The sequence below is a fragment of the Microbacterium sp. SY138 genome, assembly GCF_039729145.1.
GTDB lineage: Bacteria > Actinomycetota > Actinomycetes > Actinomycetales > Microbacteriaceae > Microbacterium > Microbacterium maritypicum_A.
Genome location: NZ_CP155793.1, coordinates 705,269 through 727,158 on the forward strand (window position 1 = coordinate 705,269; position 21,890 = coordinate 727,158).

17 protein-coding genes and 2 tRNA genes are annotated in these 21,890 nt (G+C 68.3%); 15 read left to right on the top strand and 4 right to left on the bottom strand.

Annotated elements, in window-relative coordinates; genetic code table 11:
* The first annotated feature begins 21 nt into the window (after positions 1-21).
* The 9 genes from serS to ABDC25_RS03255 all read left to right on the top strand — a co-directional run bounded on the left by serS (position 22) and on the right by ABDC25_RS03255 (position 9,812).
* On the top strand, positions 22-1,338 hold the full coding sequence (serS, locus tag ABDC25_RS03215; protein ID WP_167254688.1) for a serine--tRNA ligase: 1,317 nt from the start codon (positions 22-24) through the stop codon (positions 1,336-1,338).
* Positions 1,335-2,156, top strand: coding sequence for an HAD family hydrolase (locus tag ABDC25_RS03220; RefSeq protein WP_021198187.1), 822 nt, complete (start codon positions 1,335-1,337; stop codon positions 2,154-2,156). The genes serS and ABDC25_RS03220 overlap by 4 nt, the downstream gene beginning before the upstream one ends.
* A 42-nt stretch (positions 2,157-2,198) precedes the next feature.
* A tRNA-Ser gene (locus tag ABDC25_RS03225) sits at positions 2,199-2,283 on the top strand.
* A gap of 50 nt (positions 2,284-2,333) precedes the next feature.
* Positions 2,334-3,587, top strand: coding sequence for an LCP family protein (locus ABDC25_RS03230; RefSeq protein ID WP_021198186.1), 1,254 nt, complete (start codon positions 2,334-2,336; stop codon positions 3,585-3,587).
* A gap of 63 nt (positions 3,588-3,650) precedes the next feature.
* Positions 3,651-4,655 (top strand): LacI family DNA-binding transcriptional regulator, encoded by a 1,005-nt coding sequence (locus ABDC25_RS03235; protein ID WP_021198185.1) that lies wholly within the window; start codon positions 3,651-3,653, stop codon positions 4,653-4,655.
* 186 nt (positions 4,656-4,841) lie between these two features.
* On the top strand, positions 4,842-6,485 hold the full coding sequence (locus tag ABDC25_RS03240) for a glycoside hydrolase family 13 protein (protein ID WP_292774838.1): 1,644 nt from the start codon (positions 4,842-4,844) through the stop codon (positions 6,483-6,485).
* Between the two features lie 40 nt (positions 6,486-6,525).
* A complete protein-coding gene (locus tag ABDC25_RS03245; RefSeq protein ID WP_347124810.1) occupies positions 6,526-7,896 on the top strand; it encodes an extracellular solute-binding protein in 1,371 nt (456 codons plus the stop codon).
* Between the two features lie 6 nt (positions 7,897-7,902).
* Positions 7,903-8,868, top strand: a complete 966-nt coding sequence (locus tag ABDC25_RS03250) for a sugar ABC transporter permease (RefSeq protein WP_021198182.1) — start codon at positions 7,903-7,905, stop codon at positions 8,866-8,868.
* Positions 8,865-9,812, top strand: a complete 948-nt coding sequence (locus ABDC25_RS03255; RefSeq protein ID WP_021198181.1) for a carbohydrate ABC transporter permease — start codon at positions 8,865-8,867, stop codon at positions 9,810-9,812. Before ABDC25_RS03250 ends, ABDC25_RS03255 begins: the two co-directional genes overlap by 4 nt.
* Here the strand turns inward: ABDC25_RS03255 and ABDC25_RS03260 are convergent.
* Positions 9,809-10,393 (bottom strand): TetR/AcrR family transcriptional regulator, encoded by a 585-nt coding sequence (locus ABDC25_RS03260; RefSeq protein WP_021198180.1) that lies wholly within the window; start codon positions 10,391-10,393, stop codon positions 9,809-9,811. The two genes, ABDC25_RS03255 and ABDC25_RS03260, sit on opposite strands and share 4 nt — an antisense overlap.
* 94 nt (positions 10,394-10,487) lie before the next feature.
* On the opposite strand from ABDC25_RS03260, the gene ABDC25_RS03265 reads away from it, so the two are divergent.
* Positions 10,488-12,773 carry a glycoside hydrolase family 3 C-terminal domain-containing protein gene (locus tag ABDC25_RS03265; protein ID WP_347124813.1) on the top strand — a complete coding sequence of 762 codons (2,286 nt, stop codon included), beginning with the start codon at positions 10,488-10,490 and terminating at the stop codon, positions 12,771-12,773.
* A gap of 4 nt (positions 12,774-12,777) precedes the next feature.
* Here ABDC25_RS03265 and ABDC25_RS03270 read toward each other — a convergent pair whose 3' ends face one another.
* The 3 genes from ABDC25_RS03270 to ABDC25_RS03280 form a co-directional block, all read right to left on the bottom strand.
* A complete protein-coding gene (locus ABDC25_RS03270; protein ID WP_347124815.1) occupies positions 12,778-15,372 on the bottom strand; it encodes a family 78 glycoside hydrolase catalytic domain in 2,595 nt (864 codons plus the stop codon).
* Between the two features lie 147 nt (positions 15,373-15,519).
* Positions 15,520-17,172, bottom strand: coding sequence for an MFS transporter (locus ABDC25_RS03275; RefSeq protein WP_235045204.1), 1,653 nt, complete (start codon positions 17,170-17,172; stop codon positions 15,520-15,522).
* 83 nt (positions 17,173-17,255) lie between these two features.
* The gene (locus ABDC25_RS03280) at positions 17,256-17,966 is read right to left on the bottom strand and encodes a potassium channel family protein (RefSeq protein ID WP_347124817.1); all 711 of its coding nucleotides are present in this window, start codon (positions 17,964-17,966) and stop codon (positions 17,256-17,258) included.
* Between the two features lie 189 nt (positions 17,967-18,155).
* Between ABDC25_RS03280 and ABDC25_RS03285 the strand changes: the two genes are divergently transcribed.
* The 5 genes from ABDC25_RS03285 (at position 18,156) to ABDC25_RS03305 (ending at position 21,809) form a co-directional block, all read left to right on the top strand.
* Positions 18,156-18,244: transfer RNA gene (locus tag ABDC25_RS03285), tRNA-Ser, on the top strand.
* Between the two features lie 75 nt (positions 18,245-18,319).
* Complete coding sequence (locus ABDC25_RS03290) at positions 18,320-18,994, top strand: haloacid dehalogenase type II (protein ID WP_347124819.1); 675 nt, start codon at positions 18,320-18,322, stop codon at positions 18,992-18,994.
* Between the two features lie 69 nt (positions 18,995-19,063).
* Positions 19,064-20,683 carry a sodium-dependent transporter gene (locus ABDC25_RS03295; RefSeq protein WP_021198174.1) on the top strand — a complete coding sequence of 540 codons (1,620 nt, stop codon included), beginning with the start codon at positions 19,064-19,066 and terminating at the stop codon, positions 20,681-20,683.
* Positions 20,680-20,814, top strand: coding sequence for a methionine/alanine import family NSS transporter small subunit (locus tag ABDC25_RS03300; protein ID WP_021198173.1), 135 nt, complete (start codon positions 20,680-20,682; stop codon positions 20,812-20,814). Before ABDC25_RS03295 ends, ABDC25_RS03300 begins: the two co-directional genes overlap by 4 nt.
* Before the next feature lie 128 nt (positions 20,815-20,942).
* The gene (locus ABDC25_RS03305; protein WP_021198172.1) at positions 20,943-21,809 is read left to right on the top strand and encodes a GyrI-like domain-containing protein; all 867 of its coding nucleotides are present in this window, start codon (positions 20,943-20,945) and stop codon (positions 21,807-21,809) included.
* Positions 21,810-21,890 lie beyond the last annotated feature (81 nt).

Genomic DNA, 21,890 nt, shown 5'->3' on the forward strand with positions numbered 1-21,890 from the left:
CGTTCACCGTAGACTTGGTGGATGATCGACCTCGCACTCCTCCGCGAAAACCCGGAGATCGTCCGCCGTTCGCAGACTGCTCGTGGAAACGACCAGAGCACCGTCGACGTCGCTCTCGAGGCCGATCGATCGCGCAGGTCCGCGCTGTCCGCGTTCGAAGAGCTGCGTGCCGAGCAGAACGCGTTCGGCAAGCAGGTGGCGAAGGCTCCCAAGGACGAGAAGGCCGCCCTCGTGGCGCAGGCGAAGGATCTCGCCGAGCGGGTCAAGCAGGCCCAGCACGCCGCGAACGAGGCGGCAGAGGCGGCAGCCGCCGCTCTCGCCCGCATCGAGAACGTCGTCATCGACGGCGTCCCCGCCGGCGGCGAGGCGGACTTCGTCGAGCTGCGTCGTGTCGGCGACGTGCCGGCTTTCGATTTCGAGCCGAAGGACCACCTCGAGCTCGGTGAACTCCTCGGTGCGATCGATATGGAACGCGGCGCCAAGGTATCGGGCGCCCGTTTCTACTTCCTGCGCGGCATCGGCGCGCGCCTCGAGATCGCGTTGATGAACCTGGCGCTCGACAAAGCGCTGCAGAACGGATTCGTGCCGCTGATCACCCCGACGCTCGTTCGTCCGGAGATCATGCAGGGCACCGGGTTCCTCGGCGAGCACGCCGACGAGGTCTACCACCTCGACAAGGATGACGACCTGTACCTGGTGGGCACCAGCGAGGTGGCCCTCGCCGGCTACCACAAAGACGAGATCGTCGACCTGTCCGATGGTGCCCTCCGTTATGCCGGCTGGTCGACCTGCTACCGGCGAGAGGCCGGATCGCATGGCAAGGACACCCGCGGCATCATCCGCGTGCACCAGTTCAACAAGCTCGAGATGTTCGTCTACACGACCGCGGAAGAGGCGGAAGCCGAGCACCTGCGCCTCGTCGCGCTGCAGGAGGAGATGCTGACCTCGCTCGGCCTCGCCTATCGCGTGATCGACGTCGCGGCCGGAGACCTCGGATCGAGCGCGGCACGCAAGTACGACATCGAGGCGTGGGTCCCCACGCAGGGCGCGTTCCGTGAACTCACCTCGACCTCGAACTGCACGACCTATCAGGCGCGACGGCTCGACGTGCGTCACCGCCCGGCCGTCGACGCGGCCGATCCCGCGGGCCAGGGCACGGCTAAGACGCAGCACGTGGCCACCCTGAACGGCACTCTCGCCACCACCCGCTGGATCGTCGCCCTGCTCGAGACGCACCAGCAGGCCGACGGCTCGGTGCGCGTGCCGGAGGTTCTGCGGCCGTATCTCGGCGGCCTCGAAGTGATCGAGCCCCTCGCGGCCGGGCGGGCCGCCCGATGACAGGACCCTGGCTGGTCGGCCTCGACGTCGACGGGACGATCCTGCTGCAGGACGAGACGATGAGCCCCGGCGTTCCGGAAGCCATCGCCAGGGTGCGCGACGGCGGGAACGTCGTCACCATCGCCACAGGGCGCAGTTGGATGGCCACGCGACGCTATGTCGAGGAGCTCGGCCTGACCGCCGACTACGTGGTGTGCTCCAACGGCGCGGTGACGATGCGGCGCTCCGGCGACGACTGGGAGCGCTGGAACGTCGAGACCTTCGATCCGACCCCGGTCCTCGGTCTGCTGCGCGAGCGTCTTCCCGATGCCCGATACATGGTCGAACTCGCCTCGGGTCAGCGACTGTTCACCGAGCAGCTCGACGACTGGACTCTCGACGGCGGCCGGCAGGTCGACTTCGACGAGCTCGGGGAGCTCCCCGTCTCGCGCATCGTCGTCGTCTCTCCCGGTCACGACGAAGAGGACTTCCACCGTCTGGTGGCGGATGCCGGTCTCAACGAGGTGTCCTACGCGATCGGGTGGACCGCGTGGCTCGACATCGCACCGCAGGGTGTCGACAAGGGCACGGCGTTGGAACAGGTGCGCACGGAACTCGGGCTCGACGAGGGCCGCATCTTCGTCGCCGGCGACGGACGCAACGACATCGGGATGTTCGGCTGGGCCCGCTCGCTCGGCGGACGAGCGGTGGCGATGGGGCAGGCCCCCGACGTGGTGAAGGAAGCGGCGGGCGAGGTCACCGCAGATGTCGTCGACGGCGGCCTCGCGCGGGCTCTCGACACGCTTCCAGCCCCCGCCCAGGTCAGCGCAGGAGAATAGAACTCGGCTAGACTCACGCCTGGTCGACAGAAGCATCTGTCGGGAGGGTTGTCCGAGCGGCCGATGGAGCTGGTCTTGAAAACCAGTGGGCAGAGATGTCTCGTGGGTTCGAATCCCACACCCTCCGCATGTGAGCACGGTGCCCCCCGCACCGGCGCTTGATCCGAAAGGACCCGAGTGAGCCAGAACACCCGACGCCGTCACACGATCGCGCGCCATGGTCAGCTGGGCACTCCTGGCACCGTCGGCCAGCTGTTGAAGTTCATCGCGATCGGTCTCGCGGTGGTGCTGGTGAGCGGACTCGGGGTCGGTGCCTACGTCTTCTACGATCTCACGAGCACGGTCTCGGCGAACGCGGTCGAGATCGAGGGTCAGGACCCCATCCCACCGGACATCGGCGAGTACGAGGGCGGCTTCAACATGGTCCTCACAGGCGTCGACACCTGTGAGGAGAAGTACAAGGACCTCTTCGGTGCTCGTTGCTCCGGCTCGGACGCCGAGGGAACGCTCAACGACGTGAACCTGCTCGTCCACGTCTCGCAGGAACCGCGACGCATCACGGTCGTCAGTTTCCCTCGTGACCTGATGGTGCCGATCCCCTCGTGCACCGACAAGAACGGCAACGCCACCTCCGCGATGAGCAAGCAGCCGCTCAACACCGCCTACACCGACGGCGGCCTGAACTGCGTCGTGAAGACGATCTCCGAGCTCACCGATCAGGAGATCCAGTTCGCGGCCGGCGTCACCTTCGGCGGCGTGATCGAGATCACCAATGCGATCGGCGGCGTCGACGTCTGCCTCGCCAACCCGATCAAGGACCGCTACACCGGACTGGACATGGCTGCGGGAACCCACACGGTCGAGGGTCTGCAGGCGCTGCAGTTCCTGCGCACGCGTCACGGTGTCGGTGACGGCAGCGACCTGGGCCGCATCGGCAACCAGCAGCAGTACATGTCGAGCCTGGCACGCAAGATGATCAGCGGGGAAGTGCTCGGCAACGTCCCCGTGATGCTGAAGCTCGCGAACACCGCGATCCAGAATCTGGAGCCGAGTGAGTCGCTCACGAACCCGATGACGCTCGTGCAGATCGCCCTCGCGGTCAAGTCGGTGCCGTTCGAGGACATCGTCTTCGTGCAGTACCCGAACGGGACGGACTCGGCCAACCCCAACAAGGTCGTTCCCAACTACACCGCCGCCTCGGCGCTCTGGGACGCACTCGATGCGAATGCACAGCTGCAGATCACGCACGAGAACAACAAGAACGACGGCGTGGTCGTGCAGGAGCCGACGGCGCCAGTCGAGCAGCCGGCAACGGATCCGGCAGCGACTCCCGACCCGGCAGCGACGCCTGACAACGTCGTGGCGCTGCCCGATTCGATCAAGGGCAACTCCGCGGCGCAGCAGACCTGCTCCAACGGCAACGTCCGCTGAGTCCTTCGCGAGAACGCGCAAACTGCTTGCGCGTTCTTGCAAGGATTTGCGTACACTGACTGCATGTCGAAGCGACTGGCAGAGGTGGCCCGCAAGGTCGGTGTGAGCGAGGCAACGGTCAGCCGCGTGCTCAACGAGAAGCCGGGGGTCTCCGACGCCACCCGGCAGGCGGTCCTCACCGCCCTCGACGTGCTCGGCTACGAGCGGCCGACCAAGCTCCGGGGCGAGCGTGCCCGCCTCGTCGGACTCGTGCTCCCCGAACTGCAGAACCCGATCTTCCCCGCGTTCGCCGAGATCGTCGGCGGCGCACTCACCCAGAACGGCTACACGCCTCTGCTGTGCACCCAGAACGCCGGCGGAGTGACCGAGTCGGACTACGTCGACCTCCTCCTCGCGCAGCAGGTCTCGGGCGTCATCTTCCTCGGCGGGAATTACACGCAGGCGGACGCCGCACATGAGCACTACGAGCGGCTGCGCCAGGTGAACCTGCCGACCGTGCTCGTCAACGCCCGCGTCGCCGAGCTGCACTTCGCGACGGTGTCGACCGACGACGCCGCCGCGGCGGAACAGGCCGTGCTGCATGTGCACCAGCTCGGGCATCGGAGGATCGGACTGCTCCTGGGGCCGGAGGACCACGTCCCCTCCCGCCGCAAGCTCGAGTCCGCGCGCCGACTGCTGGATGCGCTCGGGGCACCGCTGTCCGACGAGCTCGTGGTGCGCGGCATGTACTCGCTCGAGTCCGGGCAGGCAGGGGCCTCGCGCCTCTTCGCTGCCGGCGCGACCGCGATCGTGTGCGCGAGCGACCCGATGGCACTCGGGGCCGTACGCGCGGCGCGGCGAGCCGGACTTTCCGTGCCGGGGGACGTGAGCATCGTCGGGTTCGACGACTCGGCGCTGATGAGTTGCACCGAACCTCCGCTGACGACGGTGCGACAACCGATCGAGTCCATGGGGCGCGCCGTGATCGCCCTGCTGCTCGCGCAGATCGCCGGCACGGCCCAGCCGAGCGACGAACTGCTGTTCGAGCCCGAGCTGGTGCTGCGAGCCTCGACGGGCCCGCTGCGCTGATCTGAGCTGCGGACGGCCCCGAGCCGTCCTTGTGCGCGCATGTAAGCCATCGCAATTTTCCAACATTCTGTTTAGTTCTTGCACGGAACGCGCGGAAAAGCTACATTCGACTCATCGCCATCGACGACGAGGAGATCTGTGGACACTGACGTTCTGCGCACGGCGGCACCGGCCCGCACCTTGACGATGCCCGTGGGCGAGGGGTGGTGGCGCACAGCCGTCATCTACCAGGTGTATGTGCGCAGCTTCGCGGACGGCAACGGTGACGGCATCGGCGATCTCGCCGGCGTCCGCTCACGGCTGCCCTACCTGAAGAGCCTCGGCGTCGACGCGCTCTGGTTCACCCCCTGGTACCTGAGCCCGCTCGCGGACGGCGGCTACGACGTACAGGACTACCGCCGCATCGACCCCCGCTTCGGCACCCTCGAAGAGGCGGAGCAGCTGATCGCGGAGGCGCTCGAACTCGGCATCCGCACGATCGTCGACATCGTGCCCAACCACATCTCCGATCAGCATGAGTGGTTCCGACAGGCGCTGGCGGCCGGCCCCGGCAGCCCGGAGCGCGAGCGCTTCTGGTTCCACCCCGGTCGGGGCGAGCGCGGTGACGGCATCCCGACCAACTGGGTCTCGAGCTTTCAGGGCGAGACCTGGTCGCGCACTCAGAACCCCGACGGCTCCGACGGCGAGTGGTATCTGCACCTGTTCACCCCCGAACAGCCGGACCTGAACTGGAACCACCCGGATGTGCGGCGTGAGCACGAGGACGTCCTGCGATTCTGGTTCGACCGAGGCGTCGCGGGCGTCCGCATCGACTCCGCGGCGCTCCCGGTCAAGGACCCAACTCTTCCCGACCTTCCGCCGGGCTCCGCCCCCACGGTCGGCCACCCGCACATCGACCGCGACGAGCTGCACGACATCTACCGCGACTGGCGGTCCGTCGCGGATGAGTACGACGGCGAAAGGGTGCTCGTCGGCGAGGTGTGGCTCGACGACGCCGAGCGCTTCGCCCGCTATCTGCGCCCCGGCGAGATGCACACGGCTTTCAACTTCGGATTCATGACGCAGCCGTGGAGCGCCAGGGCGATGCGTGACTCCATCACCCGCACGCTCGCCGAACACGCGCCGGTCGGCGCGCCGGCGACCTGGGTGCTCTCGAACCACGACGTCACGCGTCCGGTCACCCGGTACGGACAGGCCGATTCCTCTTTCGCGTTCGAGCGCAAGCGCTTCGGCACCGCGACGGATGCCGTACGCGGCGCGAGCCGCGCTCGCGCCGCGGCGCTGCTTGTCGCGGCGCTGCCGGGCAGTCTCTACATCTACCAGGGCGATGAGCTCGGCCTTCCCGAAGTGGAACTGCCCCTCGACGCGATCGAGGACCCCATGCACTTCCGCTCTGGCGGGGTCGACCCGGGGCGCGACGGATGCCGCGTGCCTCTGCCCTGGTCCGGAACGGCCACGCCGTACGGCTTCGGCGGCGCCCCGTGGCTTCCGCAGCCCGAGGACTGGGAGGCGCTCACGGTCGACGCGCAGCACAGGGACCCCGACTCGACCCTCAACCTGTACCGCGCGACGATCGCGCTGCGCCGTCGACTCGACGACCTCGCCGGAGACGACCTCGAGTGGCTCGAGCTCGGCGCCGACGTGCTCGCGTTCCGCAGAGGGGACGGCACGCTCAGCATCACGAACCTCGGGTCCGCGCCCGTGCCGCTGCCGGCGCACCACGGGGTGCTCCTCGCCAGCGCGCCACTCGACGGTGCGCTCCCTCCTGACTCCACAGCCTGGCTCGCCCTCCGAGCCGTCCCCGCGCACCCGCACCGGGCGCCGAAGTAGCCCTGCACCACCCGATCAGCACCACATGGAAGGACAGACAATGAAGTCATCAACGAAGGCCATGGTCGCCGGCATCGCCGTGCTCGCGACAGTCGGCGCGCTCGCCGGCTGCACGTCCAGCGGCGACGGCGAGAGCGGCGACGGACGCCTCGAGCTGCGCGTCGCGACGTTCCCCCCGGGAGCGGACGCTGCGGCCTACGATGCGTTCGCCGCGCAGGAGAAGCAGTTCGAGAAGGAACACCCCGACATCGACATCATCGGCGTCGAGTACGAGTGGGAGGGCCCGACCTTCGCCGTGCAGCTTGCCGGCGGAAGCCTGCCCGACGTCTTCACCGTGCCGTTCACCGACTCGAAGACGCTGCTCGAGAACGGGCAGCTGATGGACGTGACCGACGCGATCGAGAAGCTCGGCTACACCGACAAGTTCAACCCGATCATCCTCGACGGTGTCACCGGCGCCGACGGCAAGATCTACGGGTTCCCGCGTCAGGCATACGCCGCCGCACTGCACTACAACCGCGACCTGTTCGAGCAGGCCGGGCTCGACCCCGACAACCCGCCGGAGACGTGGGACGAGATCCGCGAGGCAGCCAAGAAGATCACGGATGCCACGGGCAAGGCCGGGTACGCGCAGATGGCGATCAACAACACCGGCGGGTGGCAGCTCACCTCGCAGACCGTCGCCCGCGGCGGTCGCACCCAGACCGACAACGGAGACGGCACAGCCGAGTCGACGATCGACAACGATGCGACCAAGGCCTCGCTGCAGTTCCTGCACGATGTGAAGTGGGAGGACGGCTCGTTCGGGTCGAAGGTCGACCTCGACTGGGGAACGATCAACCAGGAGTTCGCCGCCGGCAACATCGGCATGTACACGTCGGGTTCCGACATCTACACCGCCCTCGTGCGCGACTTCGGCATGGACTCGGACATCTACGGCATGACCGTCGTGCCCATGGAAGGCGACGACCCCGGCACGCTCGGCGGCGGTGACATCGCGGTGATCAGCCCCACGGTCGACGACGCGACGAAGGAGGCGGCGGTCACGTGGATCGACTGGTACTACATGCAGAAGCTGATGGACGAGGACGCGGCGGTGCTCGATGCGAAGACCCTGAACGAGTCCGGCCAGGCGGTGGGCACCCCGCTGCTCCCGGTGCTCAGCCGTGAGCTGTACGACGAGTCGCAGGTGTGGATCGCCGACTACATCAACGTCCCGGTCGAGCAGATGGCGCCGTTCAGCGACCGCATCTGGGACCAGACGCCGGTGGGTGAGCCGAAGGTGAAGACGCAGGAGGTGTATGCCCTCCTCGACACCGTGGTGCAGAAGGTCCTGACCGACCAGAACGCCGACATCGACGCTCTGCTCGCTCAGGTGCAGACCGACGCGCAGGCGAAGCTCGACGAGTAACGCTTCATGACGATGACGCTCTCCGAGCAGCGGGCGGCGGTGGAGGACTCTCCGCCGCCCGCTGTGCGCCCCTCCCGCCGCCGCTCGCCCCTCACCTGGTTCCGCGGCGGCGGGCTCGCGAACCTGCTGTTCGTGCTCCCCATGCTGTTCGTGTTCGTGCTCTTCTCGTGGTCCCCGATCGTGCAGTCGGTGATCATGAGCCTGCAGAAGACGAACCTGATCGTCTCCGAGTGGGTCGGATTCGACAACTACCTCGCCGTGATCGGCGACCCCGAGCTCGGCCGCGCCGTGATCAACACGCTCTGGTTCGCCGTGCTCGCGCTGCTCTTCGGGTTCCCGCTGCCGCTGCTGATGGCCGTGCTGATGAGCGAGGTGCGTCGTGGCAAGGGCATCTACTCGGCGCTCGCCTACCTGCCCGTCGTGATCCCGCCGGTCGTCGCGGTGCTGCTGTGGAAGTTCTTCTACAGCGCCGACCCGTCCGGGGTGTTCAACACCGTGCTCGGCTTCGTCGGCATCCCTCCACAGCCGTGGATCCAGGACGCGGTGCAGGCCATGCCCTCGCTCGTGCTCGAGGCCACGTGGGCAGGCGCCGGTGGGTCGATCATCATCTACCTCGCCGCGCTTCTGGGCGTGCCGCCCGAGCTCTACGACGCCGCGGAGGTCGACGGCGCCGGCATCTGGAAGAAGATCTGGCACGTCACGCTGCCCCAGCTGCGCGGCATCCTCTTCATCATGCTGATCCTGCAGGTGATCGCCACCGCGCAGGTCTTCCTCGAGCCGTTCCTGTTCACCGGCGGTGGACCGGCCGGAGCAACCAAGACCGTGCTGCTGTACATCTACGACAAGGCCTTCCGCAACAGCCTGGGCGGCGACTACGGCGAGGCGACGGCCGTCTCGGTGCTGCTCGCGATCGTCCTCGCCCTCCTCTCCTGGCTGTACTTCAAGCTGACCGACCGTTGGAGCACGACGTGAGCCTCACCACCCGCCTCTCGACCCGTGCCGCGGAGAAGGCGGCGGAGAAGGCCGCCGATCGCGTCGGGGACCGCACCGTCATCTCCGACTCCGAACGTCGGCGGCCCGGCATCCGCATCGGGATGTCGCTCACGCACGTGTTCCTCGCCGTCGGACTGGTGGTCGCCGGGCTCGGGCCGATCCTGTGGCTCGCGAAGTCGGCGATCACCCCCACCCAGGACACGCTGCAGCAGCCGTTCGCCCTGTGGCCGAACGGCATGGACTGGGAGAACCTGTCGACCGCGTGGAACGACATCCAGATCGACCAGTACTTCTTCAACACGGTGATCATCGCCCTCGGCGCCTGGTTCGTGCAGCTGCTCATCGCGACGACCGGGGGCTACGCGCTGTCGGTGCTGCGCCCGAAGTACGCGCCGATCCTGAACGCCCTGGTGCTGGCGACGCTGTTCATCCCGGGCATCGTGCTGCTTGTGCCGTTGTACCTGACGATCGTGCATCCGCCGCTGCTCGGGGACGTGAGCCTGCTCAACAACTACCTCGCAGTCTGGCTGCCGATGGGCGCGAACGCGTTCAACATCCTGCTCGTGAAGCGGTTCTTCGATTCGCTCCCGCGGGAGGTGTTCGAGGCGGCCCGCACCGATGGCGCCGGACCTTTCCGGCTGTTCTGGTCGATCGTGCTGCCGATGTCGAAGCCGATCCTCGGCGTGGTCTCGGTGTTCGCGATCATCGCCGCGTGGAAGGACTACCTGTGGCCGATGCTCGTGCTGCCCGACCCTGCGGTGCAACCGCTGTCGGTGCGTCTCCCCGCCGTGCAGTCTCAGACCGAGCTCGACGTGTTCCTGGCGGCGCTGGCGATCGCGACCCTGATCCCGATCGCGATGTTCCTGATCTTCCAGTCGGTGTTCCTGCGCTCGGCCGGACTCGGGGGTGCCGTGAAGGGCTAGTCGACGGTCGGCGGCACTGGCGGATGCAGGGCGTCGATCAGGGCACCCATGATGCCGGGCATATCGACGGTCGGGTCGATCATCCATTGCAGCTGGAGCCCGTCGGATGCCGCCTGGATCACGCGCGCGAGCGTGTCCGGGTCGAGAGTGGAGCGTCTGTCGTCGGCGCCGAAGTTGTCGGCGATGGAGTCGCGCAGGCGCGCGCTGCGGTCCAGGAAGTAGTCGTGGGCGGGGTGTTCCGGGTCGGCGGCATCCACGGAGAGGCGTGAGAACAGGGCGACGAGACCCGGGACCTCGGTGTTGTGGCGGATCACGCCGATGAACGCGGCTCTGGCCTCGGTGTCGCTGAGCCCGGCGGGATCGAGGCCGTCGTGCTCGTCGCGCTTGCGGAGCACCTCGGTGAAGAGCTCTTCCTTCGATCCGAAGTAGTGCAGGAGAGCAGCGGGGGTGACGCCGACGACTTCGGCGATCTCCTTGAGGGACGCGTTCTGGTAACCCTTGCGTCCGATCACGTCGAGGGCGCTCTCGAGGATCTCCTCGCGTCGCGCCACGCCTTTCGCATACGAACCCCGTCGTGCCATGCTTCGACCCTAATCCTGAATGCCGTTTGAAATCTAATACTGAAGGGCATATGGTTTTCGCAAGGACATCGACGTCGCCCGCGAAAGGAACACCATGACCGAGATCTCGGCTTCCGACCTCACCCTCGAGGAGAAGGCGTCGCTCACCAGCGGTGCGGACTTCTGGACCACGAAGGCCATCGACCGCGCGGGCATCCCGTCGGTGATGATGACCGACGGTCCGCACGGCCTGCGCAAGCAGTCCGGTGCCACCGATCACCTCGGTCTCGCGAGCAGCGTCCCCGCCACCTGCTTCCCACCCGCCGTCGGCATCGGCTCGTCATGGGATCCGGAGATCATCGAGCGCGTGGGCGCGGCGATCGGCGTGGAAGCCGCGATCGAGAACGTCGCCGTCGTGCTCGGCCCCGGCATCAACATCAAGCGCTCGCCGCTGTGCGGCCGCAACTTCGAGTACTTCTCGGAGGACCCGATCGTCTCCGGCGTCCTCGGCGCCGCCTCGGTCCGCGGTATCCAGTCGAAGGGCGTCGGCACCTCGCTCAAGCACTTCGCCGCGAACAACCAGGAGTTCGACCGCATGCGTGCGAGCTCCGACGTCGACCCCCGCCCGCTGCGTGAGATCTACCTGCGCGGGTTCGAACGCGTCGTGAAGGACGCCTCGCCGTGGACCGTCATGTGCTCGTACAACAAGCTCAACGGCGTCTGGACCTCGGAGGACCCGTGGCTGCTCACCAGCGTGCTGCGCGACGACTGGGGCTTCGACGGCCTCGTCGTGTCGGACTGGGGCGCCGTCAATGACCGCGTCGCCGGCGTCGCTGCAGGCCTCGACCTGGAGATGCCGGCGTCGGGAGGGCGCACGGATGCGCAGCTCGTCGCCGCCGTGCGTGCGGGAACGCTCGAGGAGAGCGTGCTCGACACCGCCGCGGGCCGCGCCATCGAGCTCGTGCGCAAGGCCGGGGAGCGCCCGGCCGTGGCAGGCCCGCTCGATGTCGATGCCCACCACGCACTCGCCCGCGAGGCGGCCGGTCGTTCCATCGTGCTGCTGAAGAACGAGGCTGCCCTGCTCCCGCTCGCCGTCGACCAGAAGATCGCCGTGATCGGCGCGTTCGCGACCGAGCCGCGGTTCCAGGGCGCGGGGTCTTCGCTGATCAACCCCACCCGCGTCGACAAGGCGCTCGATGAACTGCGTGCCGTGGGCGGCGAGAACGTCTCCTACGCCGCGGGCTTCGCCGTCGAAGGCGGCACCATCGCGACATCCGGTCGGACTGCCGACGACCTGCGGGCAGAGGCCGTCGGCGTCGCCGAGGCGGCAGACGTGGCCGTGGTCTTCCTCGGCCTCCCCGCTGCCGAGGAGTCGGAAGGCTTCGACCGCGATCACATCGACCTGCCGGCGCCGCAGCTCGCCCTGCTCGACGCCGTGCTCGAGGTCAATCCCCGCGTCGTGGTCGTGCTGTCCAACGGCGGCGTGGTGGCCCTGCCCTTCGCCGACCGCGTGCCGGCCATCGTCGAGAGCTGGCTGCTCGGTCAGGCCGGCGGCAGCGCGGTGGCCGACGTGCTCTACGGTGCCGTGAACCCCTCGGGCAAGCTCACCGAGACCGTGCCGGCCCGGCTCGAGGACAACCCGTCATTCGGCAACTTCCCCGGCGAGTTCGGACACGTGCGCTACGGCGAGGGTCTGCTGGTCGGCTACCGCTGGTACGACGCGAAGGGTCTCGACGTGACCTTCCCGTTCGGCCACGGACTCTCGTACACGACGTTCGAATACGGTCGAGCGACAGCCGATGTCGGTGCCGACGGGGACATCGTCGTGCGCGTCGACGTCACCAACACCGGTGACCGCGACGGGCGCGAGGTCGTGCAGGTCTACGTCGCCCCGGCCGCGTCGATCGTGCAGCGCGCACCTCGTGAGCTCAAGGCCTTCTCCTCGGTCGCGCTCGCTGCCGGGGAGACGCGCACGGTCGAGCTCGTCGTGCGGCGCGAAGACCTCGCCTACTGGGACATCCGCGTCGACCGCTGGGTGGTCGAGGGCGGCACCTATGCCGTCGATGTGGCCGCCTCCAGTCGCGACATCCGCTCGACCGCGTCGGTCGAGGTCTCGGGTGACGAGGTGCACCAGGAACTGACCATGAACTCCTCGATCGGCGACCTGATCTCGCACCCGATCGCCGGCCCCATCGTTCAGCAGGCGCTGGGTGGCCTGATGGGCGGGCTCGGTGGCGACGCGGCCGCGGCGTCGATGATGCCGAACGACGAGGCGATGCAGAAGATGATGGCCTCCTTCCCGATCGGACGCCTGGCCGGATTCCCCGGGCTCCCGGTCGACTTCGAGCAGATCGAGCAGCTGATCGCCGCGGCGAACGCAGGCGGTCCCGCCGCCGGCTGACGCGTCACGGAAGCAGGGGCACGGTGCGCGCGTGCGCGCCGTGCCCGAGCTCCTCACGGACCGCGCCGGGCAGGTCGAGCTCGGCCGTCGCGCCGACCGGGACCACGAGGTCGACATGCAGCTCGTCCTCGCCCACGCGCCACGCGATCGAGGCGTCACCGTAGGGCGTGCGCTGCATCGCCGAGGCATGGGTGAGCCCGCCACCGGGACGTGGTGCGAAGCGGATGCGGCGGTATCCGGGCTCTGCGGGTGCGAGCCCGGCGACGCTGCGGTGCAACCAGTCCGCGACCGCTCCCAGCGCGTAGTGATTGAACGAGGTCATGGTCCCGGGGTTCACGGTGCCGTCGGGGAGCATCGCATCCCACCGCTCCCAGACCGTGGTCGCGCCCTGCACGACCTGGTACAGCCAGGACGGGCAGCCCTGCTCGAGAAGAAGGTCGTAGGCGGCATCCGCGTGGCCGGTCAGGGTGAGCGCGTCGCAGACGAGCGGCGTGCCCACGAAGCCGGTCGCGATGCGGTTGTCCGCGGCATGCACGAGCGCGGCGAGGCGTGCCCCCGCGATCGCACGCTGCGTCTCGTCGGCGAGCAGGTCGAAGACGATGGCCAGGGCGTACGCAGTCTGGGCGTCGGAGGTCATCGTGCCGTCGGGTTTCACATACGCACCCCGGAAAGCGGCAGCGACCTCGGAGGCGAGCGTGCCGTAACGATCCGCGTCGGCGGAGCGTCCGAGCACACGAGCCATATCGGCGACCGCTCGCGCCGACCGGGCGAAGTACGCCGTGGCGACGAGATACCGATCGGTGCGGGCATCGCCCGGATCCTGCGGGGGCGCCGCGGGATCGAGCCAGTCGCCGAGCTGGAACCCCTCGTTCCACAGGCGGTCGGGTCCGGCCAGTGATTCCACCTTGTCGACCCATCGGCGTGCGCTCTCGAACTGCGTCGCCAGAACGCCCTCGTCTCCGAAGCGCTGGTACAGGGTCCACGGCAGCAGCGTCGCCACATCTCCCCAGGCGGCGCCGGCGCGGATCGGAGACCACACCTTGTGCGACGGGATCACGGGCACGAACCACGGGACCGTGCCGTCGGGCAGCTGGTCGGCCTCCACGTCACGGAGCCATCCCGACAGCATCCCCGAGACGTCGAACAGCGTCGACGCGGTCGGGCCGAACACCTGCACGTCGCCCGTCCACCCCACGCGCTCATCACGCTGCGGGCAGTCGGTGGGGATGTCGACGAAGTTTCCGCGCATGCCCCAGACGACGTTGCGGTGCAACTGCTCGACCAGGGGATCGGAGCAGGTGAACCACCCGGTGCGCTCGAGGTCGGTGTGCAGCACACGGGCGATCAGAGCGCCGGCCGCGACATCCGCATCGAGGTCGCCCGGCCAGCCGGAGACCTCGGCGTATCGGAAGCCGTGGAATGTGAACCGCGGCTCCCATTCCTCGCCGCCGGTGCGTCCGGCGAGTGTGTAGGAGTCGCTGGAGCGTGCGCTGCGCAGCGGCCGCGTGTAGATCTCCCCCTCCTGCAGAACCTCCGCAGTGCGCAGCGTGACGGTCGTGCCGCGCGGACCGGTCACGCTGATGCGCACCCTTCCCACGAGGTTCTGCCCGAAGTCGAGGATGCGGGCGCCGCCGGGTGACGTGAGCACGGCGACGGGGGCGATCTCCTCGGTCACCCGGACAGGTGGCGCCGTCGGTGCGACCAGGGTGCGCGGATCGCGATCGCGCACCGCGACAGGCAGCCACTGCGCGTCATCGAAGGCGGCGGTCGTCCACTCCGGGAGCTCCTCGCGTGCGTCGTAGTCCTCGCCGTCGTAGATGCCGGAGCGGAGGATGGGGGAGAGCGCGCCCTTCCATGAGTCGTCGGTCACGATCGTCTCGCGTCGTCCGTCGACATAGGTGATCTCCAGCTGGCCGAGGAACGACAGATCGCTTCCGAACACGTTGCGGTACCCGCCGCGCCAGCCGAGACGTCCGCGGTACCAGCCGTCGCCGAGCCAGGCGCCGAGCGCGTTCTCGCCGACGACGAGCAGGGCGGTCACGTCGTAGGTGTAGTACCGCAGCCGTTCGCGATAGACCGTCCATCCCGGCGACAGCGTGTCGGAGCCGACGCGCTCGCCGTTGATCTCGGGTTCGTACAGGCCGTGCGCGGTGGCGTAGAGCCGGGCGCGGGAGACCTCACCGTCGAGCCGGAAGCTCCGCCGCACCAGGGTGGCGCGGCGGGCGTCGCTCTCCGGGTCCTCATCGAGGTCGAGCCCGACCGGCCGCGCCGACCAGTCGTCGGGGTGGAGGAGGCCGGCTTCCACCCAGGTCTGCGGGCTCTCGCTCGACCAGCGGCCGTCGGCGCCCTGCACCGCCACACGCACACCGACCCGCTCGCGGGAGTCGAGCGCACGAGTCGGCCAGGGAACCAGGACCTGCTCGGCGGACGTGACCTCGACGGTCTCCTCGGCGTCGTCGCGCACCACCGTGACGGCGTAGCGCTCCTGGCGCCAGCCGGCAGGCGCATCCGTGGTGGTCCAGCTCAGGCGCGGTGCGCTCTCGCCGATGCCGAACGGTTCCCGGTGGTGCTCGATGCGGGGTGCGGAGACGGTCGTCATGGTCCTCATCCTCGCCGATCCCGATGACGATGGCGACGGCGACGGCGACGTTCGGACCGGCGACTCCGCCGGGTCCGCGCTGGTCAGCCGGCCTCCTGGTCAGCCGGCCTCCTGGTCAGCCGGCCTCCTGGTCAGCCGGCCTCCTGGTCAGCCGGCCTCCTGATCAGCCGTCTCCTGGCCGTGCCGTCTGCGGACGGCGTTCGCGTGGGGTATCCCCTTCGAGAAGAAGAGCGACAGCAGACTGATGAGGATGAGCCCGAAGAACGCGATGCGCAGCGACGACAGCTGCGAATCGCGGTAGACCGTGGCGAGAGTGTCGGCGTCGGCATCGTCCAGCCCGGCCTTCTCCGCGATGGCGGCGACGTCGGCTGCGGGCACGATGGTGACTCCGTGCTGCGTGGCGCTCGCCACGGTCGCCTGGGTGGTCTCGGGCAGGTCGCTCGCCGCGACTCCCGAGGCGAACGAGGTCGACAGCGCACCGATGAGGATCGAGCCGATCAGGGCCGTTCCGAGCGACGAGCCGAGGTTCTGGAACACTCCTTGAAGCCCGCCGACCTCGCTCGTCTCCTTCTCGGTCACGCTCGACATGTTCACGTTCCCGAGCTGCGAGGCGAGGAGTCCGAGGGCCGCTCCGGCGAGGAACATCCCGGTCGCGAAGAAGCCGCTGCGCAGGTCGCTGGTGGCGGAGCCGAGAAGGATGAGGGCGCTGACGACGAGTGTCAGCTGTCCGATGCGCACGATCGTCCGCGGAGACAAGAGGCGCGAGAGTCGGGTGCCCACGATCGAGAACAGCACGAGAGCGATAGAGAGGGGGAAGATCCGGATCCCGGTCTCCAGGGCATCGAGGCCGAGGGTCATCTGCAGATACACCGGCACCATGAAGAAGAGCCCGGCGGTCACGGTGTACTGCGCCCCGAGGACGGTGAGTCCGCTGCGGAGCGAGGTGATCGAGAACATCCCCACGTGGATGAGCGGCGACCGGCCGAGGCGTTCGAGCAGGCGCTGACGCGAGAAGAACAGGGCCAGGAGCACGACGCCGAGCACGATGAACCAGGCGGCGGGAGAGATGCCGAGAGGGGCGACCACGACGCCGCCGATCGTGGGCGGGTTCAGCGGCAGCACCCACCCCCACGTCTTGCTCTGCAGCATCCCGAACACCACCGCGACCAGCCCGACCGACGAGAGCGCGACGCTGAGGACGTCGATGCGCACGCTCTGCCGTGGCGTCGGGTCGGTGACGATCCGGGCGCACAGCACCACGCCGATCATGATGAGCACCTCGGCGGCGAACACGTAGCGCCAGTCGAAGTAGGTCGTGACGAATCCGCCGATCAGTGGTCCAGCCGCGACGGCGGCCCCGGAGACGGCGCCGATGATAGCGAACGCCGTGATGCGCTCACGGCCGCGGTAGTTGTCGGCGACGAGGGCGGCGATCGCCGGGATGACGAGCACGGCACCCAGACCTTCGACGACCGACCAGCCGAGGAACAGGAACTGCACGTTCGGACTCACCGCCGTGATCAGCGACCCCACGGCATAGATGCACGATCCGATGACGAACGCCCTGCGGCGGCCCCACACGTCACCCAGCCTCGCCCCGAGCAGCATGAACGCCGCCATCGTGAGGGTGTAGAACGTGATGGCGCCCTGCATCGCGGCCACGGTGGTGTCGAGGTCGGACACCACCGTCGATATCGACACGTTCATCACGGTGCCGTCCAGCACCATCACGAACTGCGCGGAGCCGAGGACGGCGATGACGCCCCATCTCTTCATGGTGACTCCTTCGAGCCTGTTCATCGTGGCATCCGACGGGGCGATCTCCGTGCGGGCGTCACCCCTTCCGGATGAGGTCGGCGGGCGGCGGGCACGCCCGAAGGCACTCAGGCGGGCGTGCTCGATCTGCCTTTCGCGCTCGCGCCGCGCATGATCCGTGCGACCGCCGTGATCAGGAACAGCTGCCCGGTGATGCCCTCGGCGATGGCGATCCCCTGTCCGGTGGTGCCGACGGGGACCAGATTGCCGTATCCGGTCGTGGTCAGTGCGGTGAACGAGAAGAACAGCTGGTTGCCGAGCGAGTCGAGGCTCTCCTCGCCGAACATCGGTGTGGGGGAGATCTGCGAGATCAGGTTGTAGACGAAGGCGAAGAACATCCCGACCAGGATGTAGGCCGTGATCGCCGCCAGCAGCGCCTCCAGGTCGAGGCCCCGCCGGTTGACCTGATGCGCGATGATGGCCCACGGAGCGACCAGCAGAGCGAGCATCGATGCGGCCGACAGCGGGATCGCGAGCACCGGGCCGTCGACGCCGAAGAGCGCGGCGATGACGGCGGCGGCACCGGCGACCGAGAGCACCACCCACCACACACGCTGCACGAGATGTCGTGCACGGGTCACGTAGAACACCATCGCCACTGTCGCCAGCATGGCGAGGAAGGCCCAGGGGCTCGGGTCGGTGCTGGGCTGCGCCGCGCAGAAGCCGTACGAGACGATGAGCAGACCGAGGATGATCGCGTAACCGCGCGCCTGGCCGTCCCGCTCGCGATGCGAGGGGGTGTGGACGTTCTCCGCGTTCACGGTGTCGGTGCGGGGCATGATCGGTCCTCTTCCGCGCGGTGGACGTCGGGTGCCCACGATGTGCGGCAAGTATCCCAGCGCGAGTGCGCATCCCCGCTCAGCCCGCGTGCGCGTCGGTCGGAAGCGAGTTCGGGGGTGCCGGTTCGTCACCGCTCGTCCGACCCGTTATGATGGCTAGGTGCATCCGTGCTTTCGGGTCGGATGCCTGGAGACGTCGCATAGTCCGGCCGAGTGCACCACCCTGCTAAGGTGGAGTCCCCTCACGGGGACCAGGGGTTCAAATCCCCTCGTCTCCGCAGAAGAACCCCCGCTCAGGCGGGGGTTTTCTCGTTCCCGGCCCCTGCGCTCCCGCGTCGGGGCAGACTCGAACCATGCTGCGCGACATCACCACGATCGTCTTCGACGTGCTGGGCACCCTGGTCGATGAACCCGGAGGGCTCCGCATCGCCATCGAGGAGGCGGGCGGCTCTCCCCGTGATGCCGATGAACTCCTCGGCGTCTGGCAACGTCATATCGAAGGGGAGCAGCGCCGGATCGCACGGGGTGAGCGCGACTATGTCGACTCCGGAATCCTTGATCGCGAGGCGGCGACTCGGGTGGCGCAGACTGCGGGGATCACGGATGCCGCGACGATCGATCGCCTCGCCACCGCGACGAAGCGTCTTCCCGCCTGGCCGGATTCGTGCGAGGGCGTCGCGCGGCTTGCCGCCCGCTTCCATGTTCTCGGGCTGTCGAATGCGAACCCGGAGTCGCTGCGCGCGCTGGGGGAGCACGCCGGACTGCGATGGCACGGGGCGCTCTCCGCGGATGCCGTCGAGGCCTATAAGCCCTCACCGCGGGTCTACCGGCTCGCGGTGGAGGAGGCAGGGGGCGACCCGGAGAGAGTGCTCATGGTCGCCGCTCACGCCTGGGACCTCAGAGGCGCCGGAGATGCAGGGATGAGGACCGCGTACGTGCCGCGTCCGGTGGGTGATCCGCCCGCGGAGACCGACGCCTTCGACGCTCGCTTCTCCACCCTGGCCGGGCTGGCGGATGCGTTGGACTGAAGCGGCGGGATCGGCTCGTGTCTGTGTCCGACCCGACGTTCGGCTCGACCCTCAGGTAGCCTCGTCCGCATGGCCACCGCAGCGACGCAGACCCACAAACGTGAAGCCTTCGGCTCGCGCAATGTGTTCATCCTCTCGGCGATCGGCTCCGCGGTCGGCCTCGGGAACATCTGGCGGTTCCCCTACGTCGCCTACGAGGGCGGTGGCGGAGCCTTCCTGATCCCGTACCTGTGTGCTCTGCTCACGGCCGGGATCCCGCTGCTGTTCTTCGACTACGCGATCGGTCACCGATTCCGTGGGTCGGCGCCGCTGGCGTTCCGTCGCATGCACCGTGCGGCCGAGCCTCTCGGCTGGTGGCAGGTGCTCATCTGCGTCGTGATCGCGGTCTACTACGCGGTGATCATCGCCTGGGCGGCGATGTACACGTGGTTCTCGGCCCAGCTCACCTGGGGCGCGGGCAACGAGAACGACTTCTTCTTCATCGACTTCCTGCGATCGGCGGACGTCGCCGAGGTCGGTGTATCGACCGATTTCGTCCCACAGGTCGGCATCCCGCTCGTCGTGGTCTGGCTGATCGTGATCGTCATCATGGCGCTGGGCGTCAAGCGCGGCATCGGCCGGGCGAACATGATCCTGATGCCGCTGCTCACCGTGATGTTCGCGATCCTCGTGGTGCAGTCCCTGTTCCTCCCGGGAGCCATGGACGGCCTCAACGCCTTCTTCACCCCGAACTGGGAGGCACTGGCCGACCCCGGCGTCTGGGCATCCGCCTACGGACACATCTTCTTCTCGCTCTCCGTCGCCTTCGGCATCATGGTGACCTACTCGTCCTACCTGAAGCGGAAGACCGATCTGACCGGTTCCGGGCTCGTGGTGGCCTTCGCCAACTCCGGTTTCGAGATCCTCGCCGGCATCGGCGTCTTCGCGGCGCTGGGATTCATGGCGCAGGCGCAGGGAACGGAGGTGGCCGGTGTCGCGTCCTCCGGAATCGGCCTCGCCTTCATCGCCTTCCCCACGATCGTCTCGCAGGCCACGGGAGGGTCGATCATCGGTGTGCTGTTCTTCGGAGCCCTGGTGTTCGCCGGCGTCACCTCCCTCATCTCGATCCTCGAGGTGATCGTGGCCGCACTGCAGGACAAGCTGGGATGGGCGCGCGTGCGCACGACCCTCACGGTCGCGATCCCGTTGGCGATCATCTCGATGGCGCTCTTCTCGACGACCACGGCCCTGTCGGTGCTCGACACGGCCGACGCCTTCGTCAACTCGTTCGGCATCATGGCGGTCGCGCTGGTGGCGGTCATCATCGTGGCCTGGCTGCTGCACAAGCTGCCGGTGCTGGTCGAGCACCTCAATCGGCGTTCGAGTTTCCGGGTGGGCACCGTCTGGAAGGTGCTCGTCGGGGTTCTCGCGCCGGTCGTTCTCGGATACCTCTTCGTCAGCGAGCTCATCGCGAAGACCTCCGAACCGTACAGCGGCTATCCCGCCTGGTTCCTCGCCATCTTCGGCTGGGGGATGGTCATCGCCCTGGTCGTCCTGGCGCTGATCCTGTCGGCGCTGCCCTGGAGCACGCGCTCGCATGCGAAGGACGACCCCGAGTACGACGAGTTCCTCTCCGAGGAGCACTACGAACCGGATACCGAGACCTCGGCGATACCGGCAGTCGGCACGACGAAGGGAGCCGGCGCATGACTCCGATCGCGATCGTCATGATGATCGTCGCCATGGTCACGGTGTGGGGTGGCCTGATCGCCGGGATCGTCAACCTGGCGCGTCATCCCGAGGAATCGGAGACCGAACCGGCGCCGCCCGTCGAACTCTGACGTCGATCGAGCGCTGACGTCGATCGAACTCTGGCGCCGATCGAGTGCGGGCACTGATCGCATCGGACCGCAGAAGTCGGGTCGCGAGGGGCGGGCGACGGTGACGATGGTGAGGAAAGGAGGACCTCATGATCGGCACGCTGAACGCCTTGATCGACATGGTCGACGCAGGAGACCCGGGTCAGGAGATCGACGTGGCCTCGTTCTCGCATGAGCACGGCACCACCGAGTATCACCTGCGCCGGATGTTCTCGGCACTCGCGGGCATGCCGTTGTCGGAATACGTGCGTCGTCGTCGGATGACGCTCGCCGGGGCGGAGCTCGCTGCGGGCGCCGCGAGTCTGCTCGACGTGGCCGTGCGCCACGGGTACGGGTCGGTCGAGGCATTCGGACGCGCGTTCCGGGCTGTGCACGGCATCAGCCCGGCCGATGCGCGCCGTGACGGGGGTCCTCTCCGCACTCAACCCACGCTCCGGTTCCGCCTGAGCGTCGAAGGGAGAATCCCCATGGACGTCACCATCACCACCCGGCCCGCGTTCGTCCTCGCCGGTCATGCCGCCGAGGTCCCGTTGATCCACGAGGGCGTCAATCCGCACATCCAGGAGCACATCGCCGCGATCCCGTCCGAGGAACACGCGCGCCTCAAGGGTCTCGGCGACGCCGAGCCGTCGGGGATCCTGGCCGTCACGGCCGATATCGAACCGGACGCACCGGAGGGCACGCTGCTCACGTATCTGCACGGCGTCGCCCTGCAGAGCACCACTCCCGTTCCGGACGACCTCGACTCCCTTCCCCTCGAAGCCGGTTCCTGGGCGGTCTTCGCGGCCCAGGGCCCGTTCCCCGAGACGCTGCAGGATCTGTGGGCCGCCACAGCGACCGAGTGGTTCCCGTCGAACCCCTGGAGGCTGCGTCCCGGTCCCTCGATCGTGCGCTACCTCGAGTTCCGGGGTGACTCCGCGTCGTGCGAGCTCTGGCTTCCGGTCGAGCACGGCTGACGCAGGCCCGAGGGCGGGCGGGCGTCCGCGCACCACCCGCCCTCGCCTCGCCACACCGTGTCCGACGCCCGTGCGACACTG